This window comes from Actinomadura sp. ATCC 39365 (assembly GCF_054392275.1).
This window is the reverse complement of record NZ_CP184335.1, coordinates 6,158,308-6,181,480: the sequence shown is the minus strand read 5'-3', so window position 1 is coordinate 6,181,480 and position 23,173 is coordinate 6,158,308. Positions and strand designations below refer to the sequence as shown.

The following is a 23,173-nucleotide window of genomic DNA, read 5'->3' as shown; positions in this document are numbered from 1 at the left end:
CCTCCGGGCGGGCTCGCGCGTTGGGGAGGGCGAAAGGGGACCTTCACTGATGACAGATGCCGACGAGGCTGCCTTCGACGACTTCCTCGCCACGAGAAGCACCTCGTTGCTGCGTACCGCGATCCTGGTGTGCGGGGCGACGCGGCACGACGCCGAGGACCTGGTCCAGCACGCGCTGGAGAAGGTCTACCGGAACTGGCCGCGGATCAGGCACGACAACCCCGAGGCGTACGCGAGGAAGGTCGTCGTGAACGCGGCGGTCAGCAGGGCGCGGCGGCGCAGGGTCGTCCAGGAGATCATGTTCGCCCGGCCGCCCGAGACCGCCGCCGACTCTCCCGACCTCGACCTGCGCGACACGCTCATCGGTGAGCTGCGCAGGCTGCCGCCCAGGATGCGCGCCGTGCTCGTCCTGCGCTACTGGGAGGACCAGTCCGAGCAGGCCACCGCGGCGCTGCTCGGCTGCTCGGTCGGGACGGTCAAGAGCCAGGCCGCGCGCGGGCTTGCCAGGATCCGCCAGAACATGGATGTCGCAAGGGAAGTGACGAGATGACGATCGAGGACGACCTCGCCGAGGCCATGGCGGCGCACGTCGCCGAGGTTCAGGCCGGGCCCGGACTGGGCAGTGCCGTACGCCGGGGGCATCGCGCCCGCGTGACGAGGCTCCGCGTGGCGGGGGCGGTGATCGTCACGGCGGCCGTGGCCGTGACCGTGCCGGTGATGCTGAATCCCGGTGAACCCGTCGGCCCCGGCCAGAACCAGGTCGTGATGCGCGACGACGTGACCGTGCCCGACGTGACGGGCCGGCGCGCCACCGAGGCGGCCAAGGCGCTCCGCGACGCCGGGCTGAAGGTCGCGCTCGCCGGGATGCGGAGCGACAACGGCCTGGTGGGCACGCAGGAACCGGCTGCCGGCAAGGTCGTCGCGCGGGGCAGTACGGTCACGCTCCACGTCCAGTTGCCGCCCGCGCCGACGCCGCAGGCCCTGGGGGACCTCGGCGACGGGCGGAAGTTCGGCGGCATCCAGCTCACCTACCTGCCGGACGGGCTCGAATGGGGCAAATGGTCCAAGGACGACGTGGTCGGCCCCGGCAAGAGCTACACCACCAGCTTCCGGAAGCCGGGCCTTCAGCAGGCCGGCTACGCCGTCCAGGTGATCGTGGCCCATGGCGCGTCCGCGGACGCCCTGTACGACTTCCGGCCGGAACGGCAGGCCGAGACGGTGGACCTCGGCGGCAGGCCGGCGCGGCTGTCCAGGGACGGCGACTCGGGGGCCGCCGGCGGCCCGGTCACGCCCTCGGTCACCTGGAAGCTCCGCAAGGATCTGGCCGTCAAGGTGCTCCTCGGCCCCGAGTACGCCAAGGAGATCGACGCCATGAGTGAGTTGAGGAAGATCGCGAAAGGCGTCCGCCCGATGCAGTGACGCGCGGCGTCCTTCTCCCGAAGCTGTCCCAGCCGTCAGGTACCGCTGACCGGACAGAACAGCGGTTCTTCTGTCCGGTCCTGGGAACGGCACAGCCGCAAGTCAACGCCACTTCGGGGCTGAGACAGCTTCGGTTCGGAGAGTGAGGGTGGGGCCGGCGGGTTTTCCTCACCGGCCGCGGACCGGCACGGTGGCCCGACAAAGCCTCGGGCGAGCCACCTGCTTCGCGAGACCGCCGAAGGACGGCCGACGGTTACTTGGCGTAGGACTTGGGCAGGCGCATGCCGCGCTCGGCCATGATCTGCCGGACCCGGTCCGGGTAGTCGGTGATGATGCCGTCGATGCCCATGTCGATGAGGGCCGCGATGGTGGCCGGGTCGTCGCACGTCCACGGGATGACCTTCAGACCGCGCTCGTGCGCGTCCGACACCATCTTCTCGGTGACGTAGAAGCGGAAGGCGGGATCGCTGATCGTGCCGTTCTGGGGAAAGCCGTACACCGGGGACAGGGCGGTGACACCCGGGATGCTGCCGGCGGCGCTGACGAAGTCGCCGCCGAAGTCGTCGGCGTCGATCCCGCCGAGCCAGGGGGAAGCGCCCGGCTTGCCGACCTGGAGGAAGTCGTGGTTGGTCAGGGCCACCAGCGGCCATTCCGTCGCGAGCCGGTGCATCTCCATCAACGCGCCCCAGTCGAAGGACTGGATGGTGACCTGGTCCTCGATGCCCGAGGCGCGGATCTCCTCGAACACGCGGCGGACGAACAGCTCGCGCGGCGCGGTCTGCTGCGGTGCGCCGGCTTCGACCTTGGTCTCGATGTTCAGCTTGACCTGCTTGGCCCGGCGAGCCCTGACGAGGTTCAGCACGTCCTTGAGTTCGACCATCCGGAAGCCGTCGACCACCTCCTGTTCGGGGAAGCCGGGCAGCTGCCGGTACCCGCAGTTCATGGTCTTGATCTGGGCCAGGGTCAGGTCCTTGATGAACTTGCCGACGTAGGGGAACATCGGGTCCCCGGGGGTGAGGGGCCCGGTGTCCTGGCACTTCTGGGCGCTGATCTGCCGGTCGTGGTTGACCACCACCTTCAGGTCCTTGGTCACATGGGTGTCCAGCTCAAGGGTGCTGACCCCGAGGCGCAGGGCCTTGGTGAACCCCTCAAGTGACTCCTCGGTCGTCATGCCGAGGCCGCCGCGGTGGGCTTGCAAGTCGAAGTGGGTCTTCTGGGGCAGCACGCCGGGGCCGTCGGCCGTCGAGGCGTGGGCGGCCGCCGGAGCGGCGAGCACGGAAACGAAGGCCAGACCTGCCAGGGCACGGCGACAATGCACGGGATGTTCCGCTCTGTAAAGGTGTGAAATGACCTTGGCGAGGTTAGAGGCCCGTCCGTCCTTCGCTGCGGCGACGGCGTGATGAGGTCATGAACGTTCACAGAACGGCCAGGAACGCCGGTTTCCTCTCAAAGGCCGCGAGTACGGTGCCGAGGGCGGCCGCCTTTCTGACCCTCGCCCCCGCTGCCGTCGTGCTGCACGACGGCGGCACATATCGCTTCTCCAACTGGGTGAATCGCGCGCGGACGGACCCCGGCGTGCGCGATCTCGACGTGCGGGACTGTGCCGCCGACGTCGACGGCTCGTTGGTCGAGGTCCCCTGCGACTCCGCTGACGCCGACTACCGCGTCATCCTCCAACAGGACTGGGGGCAGGACTCGACACCCCCCAGCGATCCGAGCAAGACCTGCGAGGGCCTGGAGAACTGGGACCGTGCGGTAGAGACCCCGTCTTTCAACATCTGCTTGCTGCGCATCTCTGGCGATTGAAGGCGGGCCACCGATCCAGACACGGCAGGGTCGCGGCCGGAGCCGAGCCAGGTGGCCGCGCCCTTGCCTTGCGCAGCACCGACGCGACGCCCTGTTGGAGGCCGTGTCTGCATGCCTCCACGTGCGCTGACCTCGGACGGGTGGACGGGCGATGACTCAAGCTCCAGGCCATGCCCGGCCGGGGACACGCTGGGCGTCACCAGGCTCATCCACCGCCCCAACGGCCAGACCATCGCGGACAAGCTGCGCCGCGATGGAACGCGACCTCATCTCCCAGCGGCCACCAACGAGGGCCTGGACGCCGCCGCGAGGGCCCGCCCGGCGGACTGCGCTCGCCCATCGGTCTCGACCTCGGCGCACGCACGTCGGAGGATACGGCCGTGGCCATCCGCGCCGAGCTGATCCCACTCCGCCGGAGCGGCTCCGGCCGAACGGTGACCACGACCGAAGGACGCATCCACTCATGTCGCCATCGATCACATAGGAGCCTAGGAGTCCCTTCATGACCACCGTGATGCTGGTCCACGGCGCCTGGCACCGGCCGAGCACCTGGACGAGGCTCGAGCCCGAACTGCACACGCTCGGCTACGCCACGCGCACGCCCGCGCTTCCGAGCGCCGGCGAACGTCCCACCGCGGGCATGCACGACGACGCCGCCGTGCTGGCCGGGGAACTGGCCGCGGTCGAAGGCCCGATCGTGCTGCTCGCCCACTCCTACGGGGGCATCCCGGCGACCGAGGCCGCCACCGGGGCGGGCAACGTCGAGCGGCTGATCTACCTGGCCGCGTACATGCCGGACCGGGGACAGTCGTTGTACACCCTCCACGGCCTGCCGGACACCGGCGACACGAGCGGCCTGTTCCCCCTCATCGACCAGCCACGCACCTCGCTCTACGGCGACCTGCCGGACGCCGAGGCCGAGCAGGAGATGAGCCGCCTGGTCAACCAGACGAGGCGGTCATTCACGGAGAAGGCCGACACGGCCGCCTGGCACGACCTCCCCTCCACCTACATCATCACCGAGCAGGACCAGGCTCTGCCGCCCGCCTCGCAAGAGCGGATGGCAGCCCGAGCCGCCGAGATTTGCAGGCTGACCAGCGGCCACTGTCCGTTCCTGTCCCAGCCGCACCGTCTGGCCGCTCTCGTCGACGACATCGTGCGGTCCGCGGCCGGCTGAACCGGGGCGGCCTGCACGCCGGCTGCGAGCAGTGCTGCACGATCCGCCACGCGCGCCCGCGGCCGAGCGCGCCGGGCAGCTTGCCGGCGTCGTGTCATGCCTCGACCACCATCAGCTCAGGGCCCTCAGCGATACGACGAGGACATGCATCTGTTCTGAAGCGGGTGTCACTCATGGCGGCCATCGCCGCCACGCCTTTCCTCCTGCTGTACGCCGCCACGATGGCACCCCAGTGGATCACCGATCACCGTTTGGCGAGCCTCGAGGATCGAGCCCTCAAGCATCCGTTGCCACCGGGCGCGACGTTCGGCGGGTCAGCACCTCAGCGGCCCGTGACCGGAGACTCCGGCGACTGCTGGGCCGGCTTCGCCTTCAGCCTCCGCACCGAACGCCCACCCGAGGAGATCAAGCGGTACTACGAGGCGGCCCCCTTCATGCGGACCGATGCGAACTTCACCGAGCTGAGCGTCAGCGCCTTGCAGGAGTCCGTCCACCATGTATCGGTCGCGGTCGACACGATTTCCTCGGGTACCGGGGACCTTCGCTGCTGGTGAACGCCACACTGGGCAGCTGATTCGCGACCAGCCACCAACCGTCAGCAGTCCGTCCGGTCACCCAGGCCGTCACCTCGCCGTCGCGTTCGGTCAGGTCTTCGACGCCTGGATGCGATCACCGGGCGGTGGATCAGCGCGAGCCCGGCGGAGCCGTCGGTGGCCTCGCCCACCAAGTCGGTGTCGGGCTCGGAGCAACGTCCGGACGCCGACGCGGATCAGTTCATGTCTCGGCCGCGGTGCTCCCGGTTCCGCCCGACGCGCTGCCGGCCTTCAGCTCCTCGGACAGGAGCTGAAGCAGGCCGGGCAGATGACGCTCGATGTCCTGCCTGGGCAGTGAGACGGCGCTGCCGTTGCCGTGGTCACGCTGGATGATCAACCCCGCCTCGCGCAGCACCCGGAAGTGGTGCGTGCGCGCGGCCTTCTTCACCGGCAGGTCGAACGAGCCGCAGGCGCGCTCCCGGTCTTCGGGATCGGCCGCGAGTTCGGCCACGACCTGGCGGCGGGAGTCGTCGGCCAGCGCGCGGAACACCTTGCCCAGATCCATGTCTCACCCCTAGGTACGATTTGCATCATACCTAACCTGATGGCTAACGTCGGCAGGTATGAAGATTGTCGTACCTGAAGGAGGCGGGGCGGTCGGCATCTACGGCTTCGCCCGGCCGAAGCCCGAGCGCGCCGATGAGCTGGAGCGACTGCTGCTGTCGTTCGTGGAGCCGACCAGGGCCGAGCCTGGCTCGATGCAGTACCAGGTCCACCGCGACGCGGCTGATCCCAGCACGTTCGTGTTCTACGAACTGTGGCGGTCGGCCGACGACCTGCGCGCGCATCTCGCGCGTCCCGAACTCGCGCACTTCCAGCGGCACCGCATGGAGTACCTACGAGAAGACCTGGAGATCCACTGGCTGACACCCCTCAGCGCGACTCCCTGACGCCATGGCCAGTCAGGCATCAGATGGCCCCCCAGGGCGCAGCCGATGAGCTCGCCGCGCCAGCGGGCGCCGTGACAGAAGAGATCAACGTGCTCCGACCTGGGGAAGAGGTCAACAACCCAAGATGACGATGGCGTGACACTTGGGCAGCTGGAGATTCAGGTCACTTCCGGTTCCGGTGGACGATCTCCCTGTCCCCCTTGCCGGGATACGCCATGATCAGCAGCCGCTGCCCGCTCTGCGCCTCGCCCTTCCAGGGGAACCAGGCGTGGTGCACGCGGATGCGGTAGTGCCCCTTGCGTCCGTCGAGGGCGAGGTTGGGCAGCTCGGTGCCGCTGAGGCTGTCGTAGAGCACGATCTGGCCGCCCGGGCTGTAGTAGCCGACCTCGACCACCTTGTCCCACCCCTTGGTCTCGACGGGCGGCCGGCGGGTGTAGGTCTCCAGGGTGACGCAGAGGTCGAAGTCGGGGTGGGTCATGACGGCCAGGATGCCGCGCGCGGAGGAGACCAGCCCGTTGCCGGGGTCCATGTCCGGCTCGGTCTCCTCCTCTCCTTCCCCCTCGTACGTCTGCAGCACCCCGTAGTCGGTCCACTGCGGCTCCTTCATCCGGATCGCCCGGGCCGGCTTGGTGCGCGGGCGGTGGCGCGGCGTGGCGTCGCACATGGCTTGGGAGTCGGCCTGCATCGCCGCGAGCTCCTGGTCCTGCTCGGCCTTCGCCGCCTGGACGATGGTGGTGGCGCTGGGACAGATGCCGGCCAGAGGAGAGGTCAGGGACGCGCGGTCGATCTTCAGCCGGGCCAGCTCCCGTGGGTCGTTGCGGGTGTGGACGCCGCACAGGTGGCGCCCGTAGGCGAGCACGACCTGGTCGGGCGTGGTGTCGGGGAACACGTGCAGGCTCTGCGCGCGGTGGTCGTCGCGCAGGGAGCACACGAACTGCTGCTCGGCCGTCAGCTCGCGCGGCTCCGCCTCGCCCGTGTCGATCTCCCACGCCTGGGGCATGTCGCAGTCCGTGACGGGGCCGCGGGCCAGGTCCGCTGCGGGCAGCAGGCACAGGGCCACGGCCGAGGCGAGCCCCGCCAGCAGGACGTGGTGGCGGACGCGTTGAGCGGGCGGGGCGGCGTACACAAGGAGCAGGATGAGGCCGGCGGCGGTGAGCGCGAGGGCGTACCAGAGCGGGGAGATGCCGGGAGACAGCAGCTGGGCGCCCTCGTAGGGGACGACGGCGCCGCGCTCGACGTAGAGGCTTTCCGGGTAGAGCCACAGCTCCCCGAAGAAGGTGGAGTGCTCCGAGGTGAACGCGCTCACGGCGCCGGCCGCGCCCAGCAGGAACAGGCTCAGCGTCGTGGCGCGCAGTAACGTGCGCGTCCGCCGCCGGACGGCGACCAGGATCAGCACCGCCGGCGCGCCGACGCCGACGAGGAGGTCGAGCGCGAACCAGTACGCGGTGGCCGCCGACCCGGTGTACTCGCGTACCGCGTCGCCCAGCACGTTCTTCGGTCCGAGCCAGAACGGCACCCCTTGTGCGAGGTTGACGGCCGGGGGGACCAGCGGGAGCACGATCGCCACGGTCGGCAGCGGCCACCACCTGGCCCGCGCCTGCACGGGCCTGGTCCGGGGCGCGGAAGGCTGGAGCGTGCCCAGGTCGTGTGCGGACCTCGCCCACCAGACCAGTGAGAAGACCGAGACGGCGCCCAGGAGCGGCGGCATCAGCAGCTTCCACGCCACCGCGTCCGAGCCGCCGAACGCCACGATCGAGACCGAGTCGGACGAGAGGAGGGAGAAGAAGACCGCGATCACGCCGGCCTGTACCGTCGCGCCGCTCCAGCGCGGATCCCGCGCCTGCGACGCCAGCAGCGACACCAGCCACACCGACCCCGCGGCGTCCAGCGCCCAGGTCCAGTTCTGCCCGGCGAAGAAGTAGTCGCCCGCCTGGTACGCGATGGTGGTGACGACGTCGTGCATCACGCTGAGCATGCCGGTCACGAGCATGAGCACCTGTGGCCATCGGCGGCCGCTCGTCCACAGCACGCGGAAGAACAGCCATATCGCCACGAGCTCGATCACATCGCCGGCCAGCGACATCCACCACAGGTAGGGGATCGGCAGTCGCCAGGTCAGGACGGACACGACCATGGCGTAGAGAGCGACCCGCAGCAGTCGCACCTCCCGGCCGTGCCGCGCCGGTTCCCCGCGCAGCCGCCCGCGCAACACCTCCCGGTACGCCCACGCCTGCACCGTCGCGATCGGCACCAGCAGGGCGGGCAGCCAGGGCCAGGCCCGGATCTCGTCGGCCATGTATCCGTCCGGGTCCGCGACGACTCTCCACAAAGGGACGAGGTCGCCGGCGACCAGCCCGACCACGGCGAGGACGATCACGACGGCCAGGTAGAGGGCCGCGAAACCGGCGGCGAGCCGGCCGAAACGATGGCGGCGCATGAGGCACTCCGGGACGGGGGGCGAGGAGGAAAGCGCCCAACCCTACTGATCCCCGACCAAGTGGATCAAGCAGCTCGATGATCGCCCGGTCGGGCACGACGACGTCGCCGCCCCTTCGCCGAGCGGGAGCCGTCGGACCGGCTGCCGCCGCACCGGCCACCGCGGTGCTGAAGTGTGCCGAGCGTGTTCATCGGCTCGCCCTTCGCAGGCCGAGAACGCGGAGGGCGTTCTCCTTGTAGATGAGGGGCTTGGCCTCGTCCTTGACGTCGAGGGCGGCGAAGTCGGCCATCCAGCGGTCGGGGGTGAGGACGGGGTAGTCGGAGCCGAACAGGACCTTGTGCCGCAGGGGCCCGGCGGCCTGGCGGACGAGCTGCGGCGGGAAGTACTTCGGTGACCAGCCGGACAGGTCGAGGTAGACGTTGGACTTGTGGCCGGCGATGGACAGGGAGGCGTCGACCCAGGGGACGGACGGGTGCGCGAGGATCATGGTGAGCCCGGGGAAATCGGCGGCGACGTCGTCGAGCAGCATCGGATCGGAGTGGCGGAGCTTGATGCCGCGCCCGCCGGGCAGGCCGGCGCCGATACCGGTCTGGCCGGTGTGGAACAGCGCGACGCTCCCCAGGTCCTCCAGCGCCCGCCAGAGCGGATAGTGGGCGGGGTCGTTGGGGGTGAAGCCCTGCAGGCTCGGGTGGAACTTGAAGCCGAGCACGCCGAAATCCTGTACGAGCCGCCGGGCCTGGGCGATGGCGGCCGGGCCGCGGCGCGGATCCACGGACCCGAAGGGGATGAGGACGTCGGCGTGCTCGGCCGCCTGCCGGGCGATCTCCTCGCTGGACAGGGCCGGGTGGCCGAGTTCGGTGGAGGCGTCGACGGTGAAGACCACCGCGGCCATGTTCCGCTGCCGGTAGTAGGCGGCGACGCGGTCGATCGTCGGGGTGCGGTCCTGGCCGGCTTTGAAGTATCTGGCCGAGGCCTCCATCAGCTCGGCGTCGAGGGAGAGGTGGCCGTGGTGGTCGGCCTCGATGTGGACGTGGACGTCCAGGGCCACGATGGCGTCCGGGTCGATGCGCGGGATGTAGGTCATCTTTCCTTCTCGGTCAGGGAAGGGCGTGGTGGCGGCGCTTGGCCTGCAGCAGGCCGACGAGCAGCGCGTCGCGGTCGGCCGCCATGGCTTCCTGGTCGATGCCGTCGAGCTCGGCGCTCACGCCGTCGACGAGCAGGCCGACGAGTTCGGGGGTGAGCCGCGGCGTGCCGAGGTCGTCCATCCAGGTCTGGGCGGGCGGGCCGAGGTGGTGCAGGGTGTGCGCCATCCCGCCGGGTCCCCCCGAAAGGTGCTGGTTGACCAGCGGGCCGAGCAGGGCCCACCGCAGGCCGGGGCCGTGCGCGATGGCGGCGTCGATGTCGGCGACGCTCGCGACTCCCCGCTCCACCAGCGAGTACGCCTCCCGCCACAGGGCGGCCTGGAGCCGGTTGGCGAGGTGCCCGGGAACCTCACGCCGCACGAGCACCGGCCGCTTGCCGACGGCCCGGTAGAAGTCCATCGTCTGCCGGGTGATGTCGGGGCCGGTGCGCCGGCCGGGCACGACTTCCACCAGCGGGATCAGGTGGGCGGGGTTGAAGGGATGTCCGACGAGCACCCTTTCGGGATGTGCGGGGCACATCTCCTGCAGGCGGCTGGGCACCAGGCCAGAAGAGCTGCTGGCGATCGGGGCGCTCGCCGGCGCCGCCTCGTCCAGCGTGGCCAGCAGCGCCTGCTTGAGGTCGGCGCGCTCCGGCCCGCTCTCCTGGACGAACCGCGCTCCGGCGACGGCGTCACCGGCGGTCGCGGTGAAGGTGAGCCGGTCGCGGGAGGCGCCGTCGGCGAGGCCGAGCCGGGTGAGCGCGGGCCAGGCCAGGTCGAGCGCGGCCCGCAGCCGTTCCTCGGCGTCCGGGGCGGGGTCGAAGGCGGTGACGTCGAGGCCGCGGGCGAGGAGCAGCGCGGCCCATCCGGCGCCGATGACGCCCGTGCCGATGACGGCGACCGGCCGGTCCGCCGGGCTCCTCACGCCCGCCTCGCGCGGTCGCGGGCGATGGCGGTGAAGGCGTCGAGCGCCGCCGGGTCCGTGAGGGAGCCGGCCGAGGCGACCTCGTCAGGGGCGGCGCCCAGCAGGATCTTCTTGACGGGGACCTCGAGCTTCTTGCCGGTTCGTCCGTAGGGCACCGCGGGGACGGCCATGACGGCGTCGGGCACGTGCCGCGGGGACAGGGTGGTGCGGATGTGCGCGATCAGGCGGGCGCGCAACGCATCGTCCAGGGCGAGTCCGTCGGCGAGGATGACGAACAGGATCAGCTCCCCCATGCCGCCGTCGTCGCTCTCCAGGTGGACGACGAGGCTGTCGGTGACCTCGGCGACGTCCTGCAGGGCCCGGTAGAACTCGGCGGTGCCCAGCCGGACGCCGCCGCGGTTGAGCGTGGCATCCGACCGGCCGGTGATGACGCACGAGCCGTGGGAGGAGAAACGGCACCAGTCGCCGAAGCGGAAGGCGCCGGGATAGCGGCTGAAGTAGGTGTCGCGCATCCGGCGGCCGTCGTCGTCGCCCCACAGGCGTACCGGCATCGAGGGCATCGGCGCGGTGATGACGAGCTCGCCGACGTCGCCGACCACCACGTTGCCGCGCTCGTCGAACGCCTTGGCGTCCACCCCGAGGCTCGGCCCCGACATCTCCCCCGCCCACACGGGCTGCAGAGGCGATCCCTGGACGAGACCGGTGCACACGTCGGTGCCGCCGCTGCCGACGTTCACCAGGACAGCGGGGCCGAACTGCTCGGCCGCCCACCGGAAGCCCTCGGCGGGGAAGGGGCTGCCGGCCACGCCGAGCTGCCGCAGCCGGGACAGGCCGAACTCCTCGCGCGGCCGCACCCCTTCCTTGCGGCAGGCCATCAGATAGCCGGGGCTGGCGCCCATGAGGGTGGCGCCGGTCTCCTGCGCGAGCCGCCACTGCGCGCGCAGGTCGGGGTGGAGCGGGTTGCCGTCGATCATCACGATCGAGGAGCGCACGAGCAGCGCCGAGGCCAGCGTGTTCCACATCATCCACGCCGTCGTGGTGAACCACAGCAGCCGGTCGCCGGGGCCCAGGTCCCAGTGGAAGGCGTGGTTCTTCAGGTGTTCCAGCAGGATGCCGCCGTGGCCGTGCACGATGGCCTTCGGCCTGCCGGTGGTGCCGGAGGAGAACAGCACGTACAGCGGGTGGTCGAACGGCACGGCCTCGAAGCGCAGCGCCTCGTCCGTGGGCGCGGCGAGCTCCGCCCAGCGCAGGGCGTCGCGAAGGTCGAGCCCGCCGTAGGGGACGTGCACGACGTGCTCCAGCGAGGGGATGCCGTCCCGGATCGCCTGGACCTGCTCGCTCCGGTCGATCTTCTTGTCCCCGTAGGTGTAGCCCGCCACCGCCAGCAGGACGGTCGGCTCGATCTGGCCGAACCGGTCCACCACGGCGCGGGCGGCGAACTCCGGAGCGCAGCTCGCCCAGATGCCGCCGAGGCTCGCCGTGGCCAGGAACGCGATCAGTGTCTCCGGGCAGTTGGGCAGGTAGGCGACCACGCGGGTGCCGCGCCGCACCCCGAGCCGCCGCAGGCCGGCCCGGACGCGCCGGACCTGCTCGGCGAGCTCGGCGAAGGTGAGTTCGACGCGCGGCCTGGTCTGGGAATGGCCGACGACCGCGACCTGGCCGGCGTCCTGGGGCGTGCCGAGGCAGTGCTCGGCGTAGTTCAGGGTCGCTCCGGGGAACCAGCGGGCGCCGGGCATGCCCGGTTCGGCCAGCACGCTGTCGTAGGGCGTGTGGGCCTTGACCTCGAAGTAGTCCCACACCGCCGCCCAGAAGTCCTCGATGCTGGTGACCGACCACTGCCGCAGCTCGTCCCAGGTCGGTACGGCCACGCCGCGCTCGCGGGCGAGCCAGCCGATGAAGCCGGTGACGCGCGCCCTGGCGATCTGCTCGGGGCCGGGGACGTACAGCGGCTCGGCCGGGGGAGGGTGGCGCTCATCGGGCGGCTCCGGGATGGCCGACCTTGGCGGCCCGGCCGTCGAGGAAGTCCTGTATCCGGGCCTTGGCCTCCGTGCTGCTCTGTGCCACGGCCGACATGAGGGATTCCAGCAGCAGCCCCGTCTCGGCGTCGGCGTCGGCGATGCGCGGCAGGGCGTGCAGGACGGCGTAGTTGGCGATCGGCGAGTTCCCGATGACCTGCTGGGCCAGGGCAAGGGCCTTGGTGAGCCCGTCGCCTTCGGCCACCCGGTAGTCGACCAGGCCGCGGGCCTCGCCTTCCGCGGCCGTCAGGACCCTTCCGGTGAGCATCATGTCGATCATCGGCTGGGCTCCGATCAGCCGGGAGACCCGGACCGAGGCGCCGCCGCCCACGAAGAGCCCCCGGCTGCCCTCGGGGAAGGCGAAGAACGCCGACTCCTCGGCGACGCGCAGGTGCGCGGCCGCCGCCAGTTCCAGGCCGCCGCCGATGACGGCGCCCTTCAGGACGGCGATCACCGGCAGGACGCCGTGGTCGATCCGGCCCATCGCCTCGTGCCATCCGCGCGAGTGGTGCAGGCCTCCGACGGCGTCTCGTACGGTGAGCTCGCCGAGGTCGAGCCCGGCGGAGAAGTGCCCGCCCTCGGCGGCGAGCACCGCGGCCTTGGCCCATGCGGGCGGGGCGGCGAAGAAGGCGCCGAGTCCGGCGATCGTGGCCTGGTCCAGGGCGTTGCGTTTGGCCGGCCGGTTCAACGACAGCACCGCGACGTCCCCGTGGCGCTCCAGCGCCAGCGATGGGGGCAGGTCAGGGCAGGGAGGGATCACAGGCTCTCCAATTGACAGGAATCCTGATGAAGAAGGCTGAAGTATCATCAGGTTTCCTGTCAATGCCTGGCTGGGATACTGTTCGTCATGTCCAGCGCCCCGCCCCGCCCGACCCCGTCGCTGCTGTACGCCGTCAAACGGCTCGAACTGGCGATCAAGTCGCGCCTGGACGAGATGCTGCGCGACTCGGGCGTGACCACGCCGCAGTACACGGCGCTCACCGTCCTGCAGCACAAGGACGGGATGACCGCCGCCCAGCTCGCCCGCGACTCCTTCGTCACCCCGCAGGCCATGGCCGACCTGATCGGCGCCCTCGACCGGCGCCATCTCATCCGCCGCTCGCCCAATCCGGGCAACAGGCGCGAACTGCTGCTCTACCTCACCGACGAGGGCCGGGCGCTCCTCGACACCTACGCCGAGGACGCCGCCGGCCTGGAGGACCACATGGTCTCGGGTCTGTCGCCCGACCAGGCCGACGCCTTCCGCGCCGCCCTCACCCTGGCGTGGACGACTCTGCGCCCGGCTCGAAAGTGATCAGCCTCCCGGCACGGCGCGGGGATCGGAGGAGGCGCGGACGTCGAACCTCGCCTGGAGCAGCCGGCCGCCCGCCACATCGCGGCCCTCGATGAGGTCGACGAGCATCCCGACCGCGATGTCGGCCGTCTCGACCGGCAGGAAGCTGAGCGTGCTGACGGGCGGATCCGTGAACGGCGCCGTGGGGTCCTCCGTCGCGCAGACCAGCAGCAGGTCGCCGGGCACCGACCTGCCGAGCTTGCGGATCCTGTCCAGGAGCAGGGACGGGCTGACCTCGACGAGCACGACCAGCGCGTCCGGCGGCTCGGGATCGCCCAGCAACCTCTCCACCGCGGCCAGCGTCGGCTCGAACCCGGGCCCGCCGAGCTGGGCCAGCAGCGGCACGCGGCCCCGCTCCGCACTCCAGTCGAGGTAGGCCTGGACGGAGTCGCGGTGGTAGCAGGCCGTGGTCGGGGCGCCGACCGCGGCGATCCGCCGGGCGCCGGCCGCCGCCAGGTGGTCGAGCACGCCGCGCAGGGCCGCGCCGTAGTCGAAGTCGACCCACGGCCACGGTGTCCCCGCCACGGCTCTGCGGTCGGAGACCACGGCCACCCCCGCGGCGAGAAAGTCGCCGACCAGGGGGTCTCCCTCGACCGGATCCACCACGAACACGCCGTCGAGAGGCAGGTCCGTCCAGTAGTCGTCGGGGCCGGTGGTGGGCAGCAGCACCACGCCGTACCCGTGGGTCATGCCCGCGCGGGTCGTGGCGGCGGTCAGCCGGGCGAAGTAGGCGAGCTCGGTGTAGAACCACGGATGCTCGACGAACTCGCGAGCGGCGAGGCCGAGCAGGCGTGAGCGCCCGGCGCGCAGCCGCCGCGCCGTGGCGTTCGGCCGGTATCCGAGTCGGCGCGCCACCTGCCGGACGTGCTCGCGGGTGGCGTCGGGGAGGCGGCCCGCGCCGTTGAGCGCGTCCGAGACGGTGGTCTTGGACACCCCCGCCGCGCGGGCGACGTCGACCAGGCGCACGCGCGCGCCGACCTTACGCTCTGGCTCTTCCATGGGTCCGATCTTTGCAGGATGTCAGGCTTTTCGCCACCTCGCTGACCGTTGCTGAATCGTTCCTTCAGCGTCTTGTGCAGGAACGTTCCTTCACCAATACTCGTGGCACTTTCCCGCACGAGGAAGAGGTGGTCCGATGCGTACCGCTCGTCTCGCCGCCGCGGCGCTGGCCGTACTGGCGGCCGCTGCCTGTGGAGGGGCGCGGCCGCCCCGAAGGCCGCCGGAGCCGGAGCCTTCACCGTCACGGCGGAGCTCCCGCCGGCCAAGGGCCCGGTGGACGCCGTGACCTGGGCGCTCTACGCGGAGCCGCAGTCGCTCGACTACGCCTACGCCTTCGATTACCCGCCCAACACCGTGCTCGCCAACGTGTGCGAGCAGCTGATGCGGATCACGCCCGACTTCCGGGTCGAGCCGGGGCTCGCGAGCAAGGCCGAATCCCCCGACCCCGGGCGCTGGGTGTACACGATCCGCGAGGGCGTGCGCTTCCACGACGGCTCGCCGCTCACCGCCGACGACGTGGTCGCCAGCATGCGCCGCCACATGGATCCGAAGGTGGGGTCTTACTGGGTCTCGTCCTACCAGAACGTCAAATCGGTGGACAAGACGGGCCCCATGGAGGTCACCGTCCACATGAAGAAGCCCGACCATCTGTTCAACGAGCAGATGGGCACCTCGGCCGGGACCATCGAGAGCGCCGCGTTCCTGGCCCGCGAGGGCACCGGGTACGGCACCCCGGACAAGGGCGTGAACTGCACCGGGCCCTACTCGCTCGACACGTGGGACAAGGGCCAGGCGATCAACCTCAAGCGCTTCGACGGCTACTGGGACGCCGCGCTCAAGGCCAGGGCCGCGACCGTGCGCAACGTCTTCATCTCCGACCCGGCGGCCCGCGTCAACGCCCTGCTCTCGGGCGAGGCGGACGGCAGCTACCTGGTCCCCACCACCGGCTTCACCCGCCTGAGCGCCGCCTCCAGCGGCAAGCTGTACTTCGGCCCCAACACCGCCGCCGTCAGCCTCATCCCCCTCGACCTCAAGGGCACGCTCGGCGACCTGAGACTGCGCAAGGCGCTGTCCATGGCGCTCGACCGCAAGGCCATCCTCAAGGCCAGCGTGGCCGGGGTCGCCACACCGGCCAAGGCGCCGGCGGCGATCGGCGCGTGGGGCATCGCCCCCGAGGCCGCCAAGCAGTACCACGCCAAGCTCCCCGAGCTGAACACCGATCTCGAAGCGGCCAGGAAGCTGGTCAAGGAGGCCGGCGGCACCGGCAAGAAGATCGTGATCGCCACGAGCACGATGGCCCCCGACATCGGCGTCATCGCCAACGCCGTCCAGGCCGCGGGCCAGGCCATCGGACTCCAGGTCGAGCAGAAGGCGGTGGCCCCCGACGCCTACTCCGCGCTGTTCTCCGACCCCAAGGCCCGCCAGGGCATCGACCTGGTCATGACCATCTGGTACGACTCGACCCCCGACCCGCTGGAGTTCTACGGGATCCTGCAGACCGGCAACTTCGCCAACTACGGCGGCTACTCCAACCCCGACTACGACAAGCTCGTCGACCGGGCGAGCGCCGAGGCCGACCCCGCCGCCCGCGCCGCCGTGGTCGCCGAGCTGCAGGAGATCGCCGTCCGGGACATGGTGTGGATCCCGCTGTACGAGGTGCCGCACAGCATGTTCCTCAACAAGCGGCTCACCGGCGCGCCCACCGGCATCACCCAGCTCGTCTATCCCTGGGCCGCGGTGCTCGGGTCGGCCGACTGATGGCCGCCTTCCTCGCCCGCCGGCTCGCCGGACTGGTCGCGACCCTGCTGGGGGCCTCGTTCGCGGTGTTCTCGGCCGTGTACCTGGCTCCCGGCGACCCGGCCTCGTTCCTCACCCAAGGGCGTTCGGCGTCCCCGGAGGCGATCGCGGCGATCAGGGCGCAGTACCACCTGGACGATCCGTTCCTCACGCAGTACCTCAAATGGGTCGGCGGCGCGGTGACCGGGGACTTCGGCCGCTCGGTGCAGTTCCGGCAGGACGTGACCGGCCTGCTCCTGGCCAGGCTGCCCACGACGCTCTTCCTGGTCGGCTACGCCGGGCTGCTCATCGTGGTCGCGGGGCTGATCCTCGGCGCCCTGGCCGCGCTGCGGCCGGGCCCGCTCGACAGGGTCGTCCTCATCGGCACCGGGGTGGCCACCGCGACCCCCTCGTTCGTCGCGGCGATCGGCCTGATCTCGCTGTTCTCCGTCCAGCTCGGCTGGTTCCCCGCCTTCGGCAACGGCGAGGGGCTGGTCGACCGGCTCTGGCATCTGACCCTGCCCGCCGCCGCGCTGGCCCTGACGTTCGCCGGACTGCTGGCCCGGGTCACCCGCGCGTCCATGCTGGAGGAGCTGGCCCGCGAACACGTCGAGGTGGCGCGCTCGCGCGGCGTCCAGGAGAACGCGGTGATCCGGCGCCACGTCCTGCGCAACTCGCTCGGCCCGATCAGCACGGTCACCGGCACGGTGATCGCCGGGCTGCTCGTCGCCACCTCGATCGTGGAGACCGCCTTCGGCCTGTCCGGGATCGGGCAGCTGCTGGTCAGCTCGGTCACCGTCAAGGACTTCCCGGTCGTGCAGGCCGTCACCACCTTGATCGTCGTCGTCTTCGTGGGCGCCAACCTGCTGGTCGACCTGGTCCAACCGGCCATTGATCCGCGCCTGCGCAGGGCGTAGCGAAGGAGTCCCCTTGACAGCCGTGACCCTCCACCGCCGATACCGGCTCCCGGCCGACGGGACGACCGTCGCCGGCGTCGCCGTCCTGGCCGTCCTGGTGGCGGTGGCGATCCTCGCCCCGGTCGTGGCGCCGCACGACCCGCTCGCCATCGACTTCTCGGCCGCGCTGAGCGGCCCGAGCGCCGATCACCTGCTCGGGGCCGACCAGTCCGGCCGCGACGTCCTGTCCCGCCTGATCTTCGGCGCGCGGGCGGGACTGCTCGGCCCTCTCCTGGTGGTGACCCTGTCGACGGTGGCCGGCACCCTGCTCGGCGTCCTGGCCGCCTGGACCGGCGGGGTCGCCGACGCGGTCCTGTCGCGCGCGATGGACTTCGTCTTCGCCTTCCCCGCGCTGCTGCTGGCGATCAGCCTGGTGGCCATGTTCGGGCCCGGTCTGACCGCGCCCGTCGTGGCGATGAGCATCGCGTACACCCCCTATGTCGGACGGCTGGCGCGCGGCGTCGCCCTGCGGGAGATGTCCCGCCCCTACATCCACGCCTACCGGGTGCAGGGCTGGTCCGGCTGGGTCATCTGCCTCAGGCACCTGGTCCCGAACGTCGTGCCGCTGATCCTCGCGCAGTCGGCGATCAACTTCGGCTACGCGCTCATGGACCTCGCGGCGCTGTCCTTCCTCGGGTTCGGCACGCAGCCGCCCGTCCCGGACTGGGGCGCCATGATCAACGAGGGCGCGTCCGCGCTGCTCCAGGGCGCCATGCTGCCCGCGCTGGTCCCCGGCGCCGCCGTCGTGGTCACGGTGGTGGCCTTCAGCATCGTCGGCGAGGGCATCGCCGACCGCGTCTCCGGGAGGGAGCGCTGATGCTCCAGATCAACGACCTGACCGTACGGCTGGCGCCCGGCCAGGCCGCACGGCCCATCCTGGACGCGGTGTCGCTGCGCGTCGCCCAGGGCGAGGCCGTCGGGCTCGTCGGCGAGTCCGGGTCGGGCAAGTCCGTCACCTGCCGGGCCGTGCTCGGCCTGCTGCCCCGGCAGACCGCCGTGAGCGGGCGCGTCCTGGTCGACGGCCAGGATGTGCTGTCGCAGGCCGCCGCGGGGCTGCGTGACCTGCGCCGCCGCCGAGTGGCGATGATCTTCCAGGATCCGCGGGCGTCGATCAATCCCGTCCGGCGGATCGGCGACTTCGTCACCGAGGGGCTGCGGGCCGGCGGCCTGCCGTACCGGCAGGCCCTCGACCGTGCGCAGCGGCTGCTGGAGGCGGTGGGCATCGAGGACCCGCGGGCCGCGCTGCGCCGCCACCCGCACGAGTTCTCCGGCGGGATGCTGCAACGGGTGATGATCGCCGGGGCGCTGGCCGCCGAACCCGACCTGCTGCTCGCCGACGAACCGACGACCGCCCTGGACGTCACCACGCAGGCCGAGGTCATCGCGATCCTGTCGCACCTGAGAACCGCGCGCGGGATGGGCATGTTGTTCGTCACCCACGACCTGGAGCTGGCCGCGGCCATCTGCGACCGCATCTACGTGATGTACGCGGGCCGGATCGTCGAGGAGCAGGCCACCGGCGAGCTCTTCGCCCGGCCCCGCCACCCGTACACGGCCGGACTGCTGGCGGCCACGCCCCGGCTGGACTCGCACGAGCCCCCGCACGGCGTGCCGGGCAGGCCCCTGTCGCTCGCGGAGTCGCCGGACGGGTGCGCGTTCGCGGCCCGCTGCCACCTGGCCGTCGATCGGTGCCGGCAGCAGCGGCCCGCGCTGGAGACCCTGGAGCACGCCCAGGTGGCGTGCCTGAGAGCGGGAGAGCCGGTCCATGACTGAGAACGTGCTGGAGGTCGAAGGGCTGCGCAAGGCGTTCGGCGGCAAGACCGCCGTGGACGGCGTCTCCTTCTCGCTGCGGGCGGGCGGCTCGCTCGCCGTGGTGGGCGAGTCGGGATCGGGCAAGACGACGACCGCGCGCATGCTCGTCGGCCTGGAGATCCCGGACGCGGGACGGATCGGCGTCCAGGGCCGCGACCGCTCGCGCGTCCCGCGCGGCCGCCGGGCCAGGCTGGCGCGGGCCCGGGAGATCCAGATGGTCTTCCAGGACCCCTACCTCTCCCTGGATCCGCGCATCACCGTGAGCGAATGCGTGGAGGAGTCGCTGCGGCTGCATTTCGCCATGGACCCGCAGGCCCGTCGGGCCCGGCGCGATGAGCTGCTGGAACGCGTCGGGCTCGGCGAACGCGAGGCGGCCGCGCTGCCCAGGCGGCTGTCCGGCGGGCAGCGCCAGCGCGTCGCCATCGCCCGCGCGCTCGCCACCGAACCGAAGCTGCTCATCCTGGACGAGGCCACCTCGGCGCTCGACGTGTCCATCCAGGCGCAGATCCTCGACCTGCTGGCGCGGATCCGCCGCGACCTCGACATCGCCTACCTGTTCATCACCCACGACCTGGCCCTGGTACGGCACGCGGCCGACGACATCGTCGTGCTGTACCGCGGCAAGGTCGTCGAGGCCGGGCCGACCGAGCAGGTCCTGGCCGCCCCCCAGCACCCCTACACCCGCCTGCTGCTGCACTCGGTGCCGCGGCCCGGCTGGGACCCCGTACAGATCGCCGCCGACCGGCGCGCCCTTCAGGAGATCATGTGAGTGACCTCGCACACCTGCCCGCCACGCAAGCCCTGGAGCTGTTCAGGACGCGGGCCCTGTCGCCCGTCGAGCTCATGACCGCGGTCATCGAGCGGGCCGAGGCCGTCGAGCCCCGCGTCAACGCGCTCAGCGAGACGATGTTCGAGCAGGCGCTCGACCAGGCCAGGACGGCCGAGCACGCCTACCTCCACGGGTCGCCGCGCCCCCTCGAAGGGCTCCCGGTCGCCACCAAGGACGAGCAGCCGATCGCGGGAAGGCGGGCCAGCGACGGCTCCCTGGCCTACGCCGGCCACCTCGCCGACACCACCCACCCCGTCGTGGAGCGCGTCATCGCCGCCGGCGGGATCGTCCACGCCCGCACCACCACGCCGGAGTTCTGCTGCGCCGCCTACACGCACTCCCGGCTGTGGGGCATCACCCGCAACCCCTGGAACCTGGACTACTCGCCCGGCGGCTCCTCCGGCGGCGCGGGCGCGGCCCTGGCCTCGGGGACGGCGACGCTCGCCACGGGGTCCGACATCGGCGGCTCCATCCGCCTGCCCGCCGCGGCCACCGGCACGGTCGGGTACAAACCCCCGTACGGGCGGGTGCCCGCGATGCCCCCGTACAACCTGGACCACTACTGCCATGACGGGCCGATGGCCCGCACCGTCGCCGACTGCGCGCTCCTGCAGAACGTCATCGTCGGGCCGCACCCGGCCGACGTCGTCTCCCTCCGCCCGGCCGCGTACGTCCCCGAGCGCCTCGGCGACGTCGCGGGGCTGCGCATCGCGTACTCCCCCGACCTGGGGAACTGGGAGATCGAACCGGACGTCGCGGCCAACACCCGCGCGGTCGCCGACGCGCTGGCCGCCGCCGGGGCCGTCGTGGAGCAGGTGGAGGTGCCGCTGCGCCGCGCCGACGTCATGCGCGCGGCCTTCATCCACTTCGGCGCCATCTTCGGCCCCATGGTCGCCGGCGTGGCCGACGCGCACCGCGACGAGCTCACGCCCTACGCCCTGGCCTTCGCCGAGGACTCGCGCGCCGCGCTGGCCCGGGACGGCTTCCTGGCCGGGCTGGAGCTGGAGGGCCGGATCTACGCCGTGATCGGCGACCTGCTCGACCGGTACGACGCGCTGATCTGCCCCACCGCCGGCACCGCCGCGCTGCCCGCGGGCGAGGACTACGTCGACACCAAGCTGACGGTCAACGGCGTCCAGCTCGACCACTACCTGGAGTACTCGCTGACGCCCGTGTTCAACATCGCCAGCCGCTGCCCCGTCCTCAACGTCCCGTCCGGCCTGTCGTCGTACGGCGTGCCGACCGGGGTGCAGATCGTCGGCCGCAGCTACGACGACGCGACCGTCTTCCACATCGGCGCCGCCGTCGAACGCGTCCTGCCGTGGCCCACCCGCCCGCAGCTCTGAGGAGAGTTTCATGACTTCTGCCGACATCCTGTTCGTCAACGGCCGAGTACGCCCCATGGCCGGCACTCCGAGCCGTGCGATGGCCGTACGCGAGGGGCGGATCCTGGCGCTCGGCGACGACGAGGAGATGCGCGACCTCGCGGGCCCGCGGACCGAGATCGTCGACCTGGCCGGACGGACCCTGCTCCCCGGGTTCCAGGACGCCCACGTGCACCCGGTGCTGGCCGGGCTCACCATGACCCGATGCGACCTGCACGAGGCGCGCGACGCCGCCGACGCCCTGGCCGCGGTCCGCGCGTACGCCGCGGCCCATCCCGAGGCGCACTGGATCTCCGGCGGCGGATGGTCCATGGAATGGTTCCCCGGCGGCACACCGAGCCGGATCGCCCTCGACGAGGTCGTCCCCGACCGGCCGGTCTACCTCACCAACAGGGACGGGCACGGCGCCTGGGTCAACACCGAGGCCCTGCGGCTGTGCGGCGTCGACGACGGCACCCCCGACCCGGCCGACGGCCGCATCGAACGCGAACCGGACGGAACCCCGCAAGGAACCCTGCACGAGGGCGCCGCCTCGCTCGTGGGCCGGCACGTGCCCGAACCCACGGACGAGGACCTGCTCCGCGGCCTCCAGGCGGGCCAGCGACGCCTGCACCAGGCCGGAGTGACGGCCTGGCAGGACGCGCTGGTCAGCCCGGAGGTCCAGCGCGTCTACCAGGCCGCCGCCGACGCCTCGACACTCACCGGGCGCGTGGTCGGCGCCCTGTGGTGGGATCGAGACCGCGGCGAGGAGCAGATCCCCGAACTGCTCGCCCGCCGCACCACCACCGGACGGTTCAGGGCCACCAGCGTGAAGATCATGCAGGACGGCGTGGCGGAGAACTACACCGCCGCCATGACCTCCCCCTACCTGGACGGCTGCGGATGCCGGACCGGCAACAGCGGCATCAGCTTCGTCGGGCCCGAGGACCTGCGCGCCTACGTCACCCGACTGGACGCCGTCGGGGTCCAGATCCACGTGCACGCGGTCGGCGACCGAGCCGCCCGGGAGGCACTGGACGCGTTCGAGGCGGCGCTCAAGGTCAACGGGCGCAAGGGCAACCGGCATCACATCGCCCACCTCCAGGTCGTCCATCCCGACGACGTGCCGCGCTTCGCGGCCCTGGAGGTCACCGCCAACATCCAGCCGTTGTGGGCGGCGCACGAGCCGCAGATGGACCAGCTGACCATTCCCTTCCTCGGCGACCGGCGCGCCGCCTGGCAGTACCCGTTCGGCGACCTCCTGCGCTCGGGCGCCGCCCTGGCCGCGGGCAGCGACTGGCCGGTCAGCAGCCCGGACCCGTTCCTCGGCATCCACGTCGCCGTCAACCGGATGCTCCCCGAGGGATCGGGACGGCCGTTCCTGCCCGCGCAGCGCCTCCCGGTGGCGGCCGCCCTGGCCGCGTACACGATCGGCACCGCCCGGATCAACCACCTCGACACCCGGACGGGGACCCTCGAGCCCGGCAAGCTCGCCGACTTCATCGTCACCGATGCCGACCCGTTCGCCGTCTCCCCCGGGGACCTGGGCGGCATCACCGTCCTGGCCACCTACGTGGAGGGACGGCGGGTGCACACGCATCCGTCCTTCTGACCACTGGCCGCCGAGCGGAACCGGCCCCCGACCTCTCCGCCCGTCACAGCGGAAGAGGCGGGGGCGGCGTTCGTCCGGTACGGCGCCGGCGAACCCCCGGGCCGCCCTCC

Annotated in this window: 22 protein-coding genes and 1 pseudogene; 15 read left to right on the top strand and 8 right to left on the bottom strand. The window is 71.7% G+C overall.

Annotated features, from left to right (window positions below; all coding sequences use genetic code 11):
- Positions 1–49 precede the first annotated feature (49 nt).
- Both ACNF49_RS30175 and ACNF49_RS30170 read left to right on the top strand, forming a co-directional pair.
- The gene (locus ACNF49_RS30175; RefSeq protein ID WP_482939620.1) at positions 50–550 is read left to right on the top strand and encodes a SigE family RNA polymerase sigma factor; all 501 of its coding nucleotides are present in this window, start codon (positions 50–52) and stop codon (positions 548–550) included.
- Complete coding sequence (locus ACNF49_RS30170; protein ID WP_482939619.1) at positions 547–1,419, top strand: PASTA domain-containing protein; 873 nt, start codon at positions 547–549, stop codon at positions 1,417–1,419. Before ACNF49_RS30175 ends, ACNF49_RS30170 begins: the two co-directional genes overlap by 4 nt.
- A gap of 253 nt (positions 1,420–1,672) precedes the next feature.
- Here ACNF49_RS30170 and ACNF49_RS30165 read toward each other — a convergent pair whose 3' ends face one another.
- Entirely contained in the window at positions 1,673–2,695 is a 1,023-nt protein-coding gene (locus ACNF49_RS30165) for a glycerophosphodiester phosphodiesterase family protein (protein ID WP_482939618.1), read from the bottom strand.
- A gap of 131 nt (positions 2,696–2,826) precedes the next feature.
- Here ACNF49_RS30165 and ACNF49_RS30160 point away from each other — a divergent pair, with 131 nt between their 5' ends.
- From ACNF49_RS30160 to ACNF49_RS30145, 4 genes and pseudogenes are all read left to right on the top strand, one after another.
- Positions 2,827–3,225 carry a hypothetical protein gene (locus ACNF49_RS30160; RefSeq protein ID WP_482939617.1) on the top strand — a complete coding sequence of 133 codons (399 nt, stop codon included), beginning with the start codon at positions 2,827–2,829 and terminating at the stop codon, positions 3,223–3,225.
- A 326-nt stretch (positions 3,226–3,551) separates the two neighbouring features.
- Positions 3,552–3,731: pseudogene (locus ACNF49_RS30155) on the top strand (hypothetical protein); the annotation flags it as partial.
- On the top strand, positions 3,728–4,402 hold the full coding sequence (locus ACNF49_RS30150; protein WP_482939616.1) for an alpha/beta hydrolase: 675 nt from the start codon (positions 3,728–3,730) through the stop codon (positions 4,400–4,402). The pseudogene ACNF49_RS30155 and the gene ACNF49_RS30150, both read left to right, overlap by 4 nt.
- Positions 4,403–4,575: 173 nt before the next feature.
- Entirely contained in the window at positions 4,576–4,956 is a 381-nt protein-coding gene (locus ACNF49_RS30145; protein WP_482939615.1) for a hypothetical protein, read from the top strand.
- 220 nt (positions 4,957–5,176) lie between these two features.
- On the opposite strand, the gene ACNF49_RS30140 is transcribed toward ACNF49_RS30145, so the two are convergent.
- Positions 5,177–5,500, bottom strand: a complete 324-nt coding sequence (locus ACNF49_RS30140; RefSeq protein ID WP_357980238.1) for an ArsR/SmtB family transcription factor — start codon at positions 5,498–5,500, stop codon at positions 5,177–5,179.
- Positions 5,501–5,558: 58 nt separating this feature from the next.
- On the opposite strand from ACNF49_RS30140, the gene ACNF49_RS30135 reads away from it, so the two are divergent.
- The gene (locus ACNF49_RS30135; RefSeq protein ID WP_357980241.1) at positions 5,559–5,885 is read left to right on the top strand and encodes a putative quinol monooxygenase; all 327 of its coding nucleotides are present in this window, start codon (positions 5,559–5,561) and stop codon (positions 5,883–5,885) included.
- A gap of 163 nt (positions 5,886–6,048) precedes the next feature.
- Here ACNF49_RS30135 and ACNF49_RS30130 read toward each other — a convergent pair whose 3' ends face one another.
- The 5 genes from ACNF49_RS30130 to ACNF49_RS30110 form a co-directional block, all read right to left on the bottom strand.
- Positions 6,049–8,322, bottom strand: a complete 2,274-nt coding sequence (locus ACNF49_RS30130) for a hypothetical protein (protein WP_482939614.1) — start codon at positions 8,320–8,322, stop codon at positions 6,049–6,051.
- Positions 8,323–8,509: 187 nt separating this feature from the next.
- Positions 8,510–9,406, bottom strand: coding sequence for an amidohydrolase family protein (locus tag ACNF49_RS30125; RefSeq protein ID WP_482939613.1), 897 nt, complete (start codon positions 9,404–9,406; stop codon positions 8,510–8,512).
- A 13-nt stretch (positions 9,407–9,419) separates the two neighbouring features.
- Positions 9,420–10,367: a 3-hydroxyacyl-CoA dehydrogenase NAD-binding domain-containing protein gene (locus tag ACNF49_RS30120; RefSeq protein ID WP_482939612.1), complete on the bottom strand. Its 948-nt coding sequence runs from the start codon at positions 10,365–10,367 to the stop codon at positions 9,420–9,422.
- Complete coding sequence (locus tag ACNF49_RS30115; RefSeq protein WP_498703849.1) at positions 10,364–12,313, bottom strand: acetoacetate--CoA ligase; 1,950 nt, start codon at positions 12,311–12,313, stop codon at positions 10,364–10,366. The genes ACNF49_RS30120 and ACNF49_RS30115 overlap by 4 nt, the downstream gene beginning before the upstream one ends.
- A 25-nt stretch (positions 12,314–12,338) precedes the next feature.
- The gene (locus ACNF49_RS30110) at positions 12,339–13,142 is read right to left on the bottom strand and encodes a crotonase/enoyl-CoA hydratase family protein (RefSeq protein WP_482939611.1); all 804 of its coding nucleotides are present in this window, start codon (positions 13,140–13,142) and stop codon (positions 12,339–12,341) included.
- Positions 13,143–13,229: 87 nt separating this feature from the next.
- Here ACNF49_RS30110 and ACNF49_RS30105 point away from each other — a divergent pair, with 87 nt between their 5' ends.
- The gene (locus ACNF49_RS30105; RefSeq protein WP_482939610.1) at positions 13,230–13,676 is read left to right on the top strand and encodes a MarR family winged helix-turn-helix transcriptional regulator; all 447 of its coding nucleotides are present in this window, start codon (positions 13,230–13,232) and stop codon (positions 13,674–13,676) included.
- Here ACNF49_RS30105 and ACNF49_RS30100 read toward each other — a convergent pair whose 3' ends face one another.
- Positions 13,677–14,714: a LacI family DNA-binding transcriptional regulator gene (locus ACNF49_RS30100; protein ID WP_357980263.1), complete on the bottom strand. Its 1,038-nt coding sequence runs from the start codon at positions 14,712–14,714 to the stop codon at positions 13,677–13,679.
- A gap of 273 nt (positions 14,715–14,987) precedes the next feature.
- Here ACNF49_RS30100 and ACNF49_RS30095 point away from each other — a divergent pair, with 273 nt between their 5' ends.
- From ACNF49_RS30095 to ACNF49_RS30065, 7 genes are read left to right on the top strand one after another with little or no spacing between them, the layout of a single operon-like run.
- A complete protein-coding gene (locus ACNF49_RS30095; RefSeq protein WP_482939609.1) occupies positions 14,988–16,472 on the top strand; it encodes an ABC transporter substrate-binding protein in 1,485 nt (494 codons plus the stop codon).
- Positions 16,472–17,407, top strand: coding sequence for an ABC transporter permease (locus ACNF49_RS30090; protein ID WP_357980269.1), 936 nt, complete (start codon positions 16,472–16,474; stop codon positions 17,405–17,407). The genes ACNF49_RS30095 and ACNF49_RS30090 overlap by 1 nt, the downstream gene beginning before the upstream one ends.
- A gap of 22 nt (positions 17,408–17,429) precedes the next feature.
- Positions 17,430–18,263: an ABC transporter permease gene (locus ACNF49_RS30085; protein WP_357980439.1), complete on the top strand. Its 834-nt coding sequence runs from the start codon at positions 17,430–17,432 to the stop codon at positions 18,261–18,263.
- Positions 18,263–19,219: an ABC transporter ATP-binding protein gene (locus tag ACNF49_RS30080; protein ID WP_482939608.1), complete on the top strand. Its 957-nt coding sequence runs from the start codon at positions 18,263–18,265 to the stop codon at positions 19,217–19,219. Before ACNF49_RS30085 ends, ACNF49_RS30080 begins: the two co-directional genes overlap by 1 nt.
- On the top strand, positions 19,212–20,027 hold the full coding sequence (locus tag ACNF49_RS30075) for an ABC transporter ATP-binding protein (protein WP_357980275.1): 816 nt from the start codon (positions 19,212–19,214) through the stop codon (positions 20,025–20,027). The genes ACNF49_RS30080 and ACNF49_RS30075 overlap by 8 nt, the downstream gene beginning before the upstream one ends.
- A complete protein-coding gene (locus ACNF49_RS30070; protein ID WP_357980278.1) occupies positions 20,024–21,433 on the top strand; it encodes an amidase in 1,410 nt (469 codons plus the stop codon). The genes ACNF49_RS30075 and ACNF49_RS30070 overlap by 4 nt, the downstream gene beginning before the upstream one ends.
- Positions 21,434–21,443: 10 nt before the next feature.
- Positions 21,444–23,063, top strand: a complete 1,620-nt coding sequence (locus ACNF49_RS30065; protein WP_482939607.1) for an amidohydrolase — start codon at positions 21,444–21,446, stop codon at positions 23,061–23,063.
- Positions 23,064–23,173 lie beyond the last annotated feature (110 nt).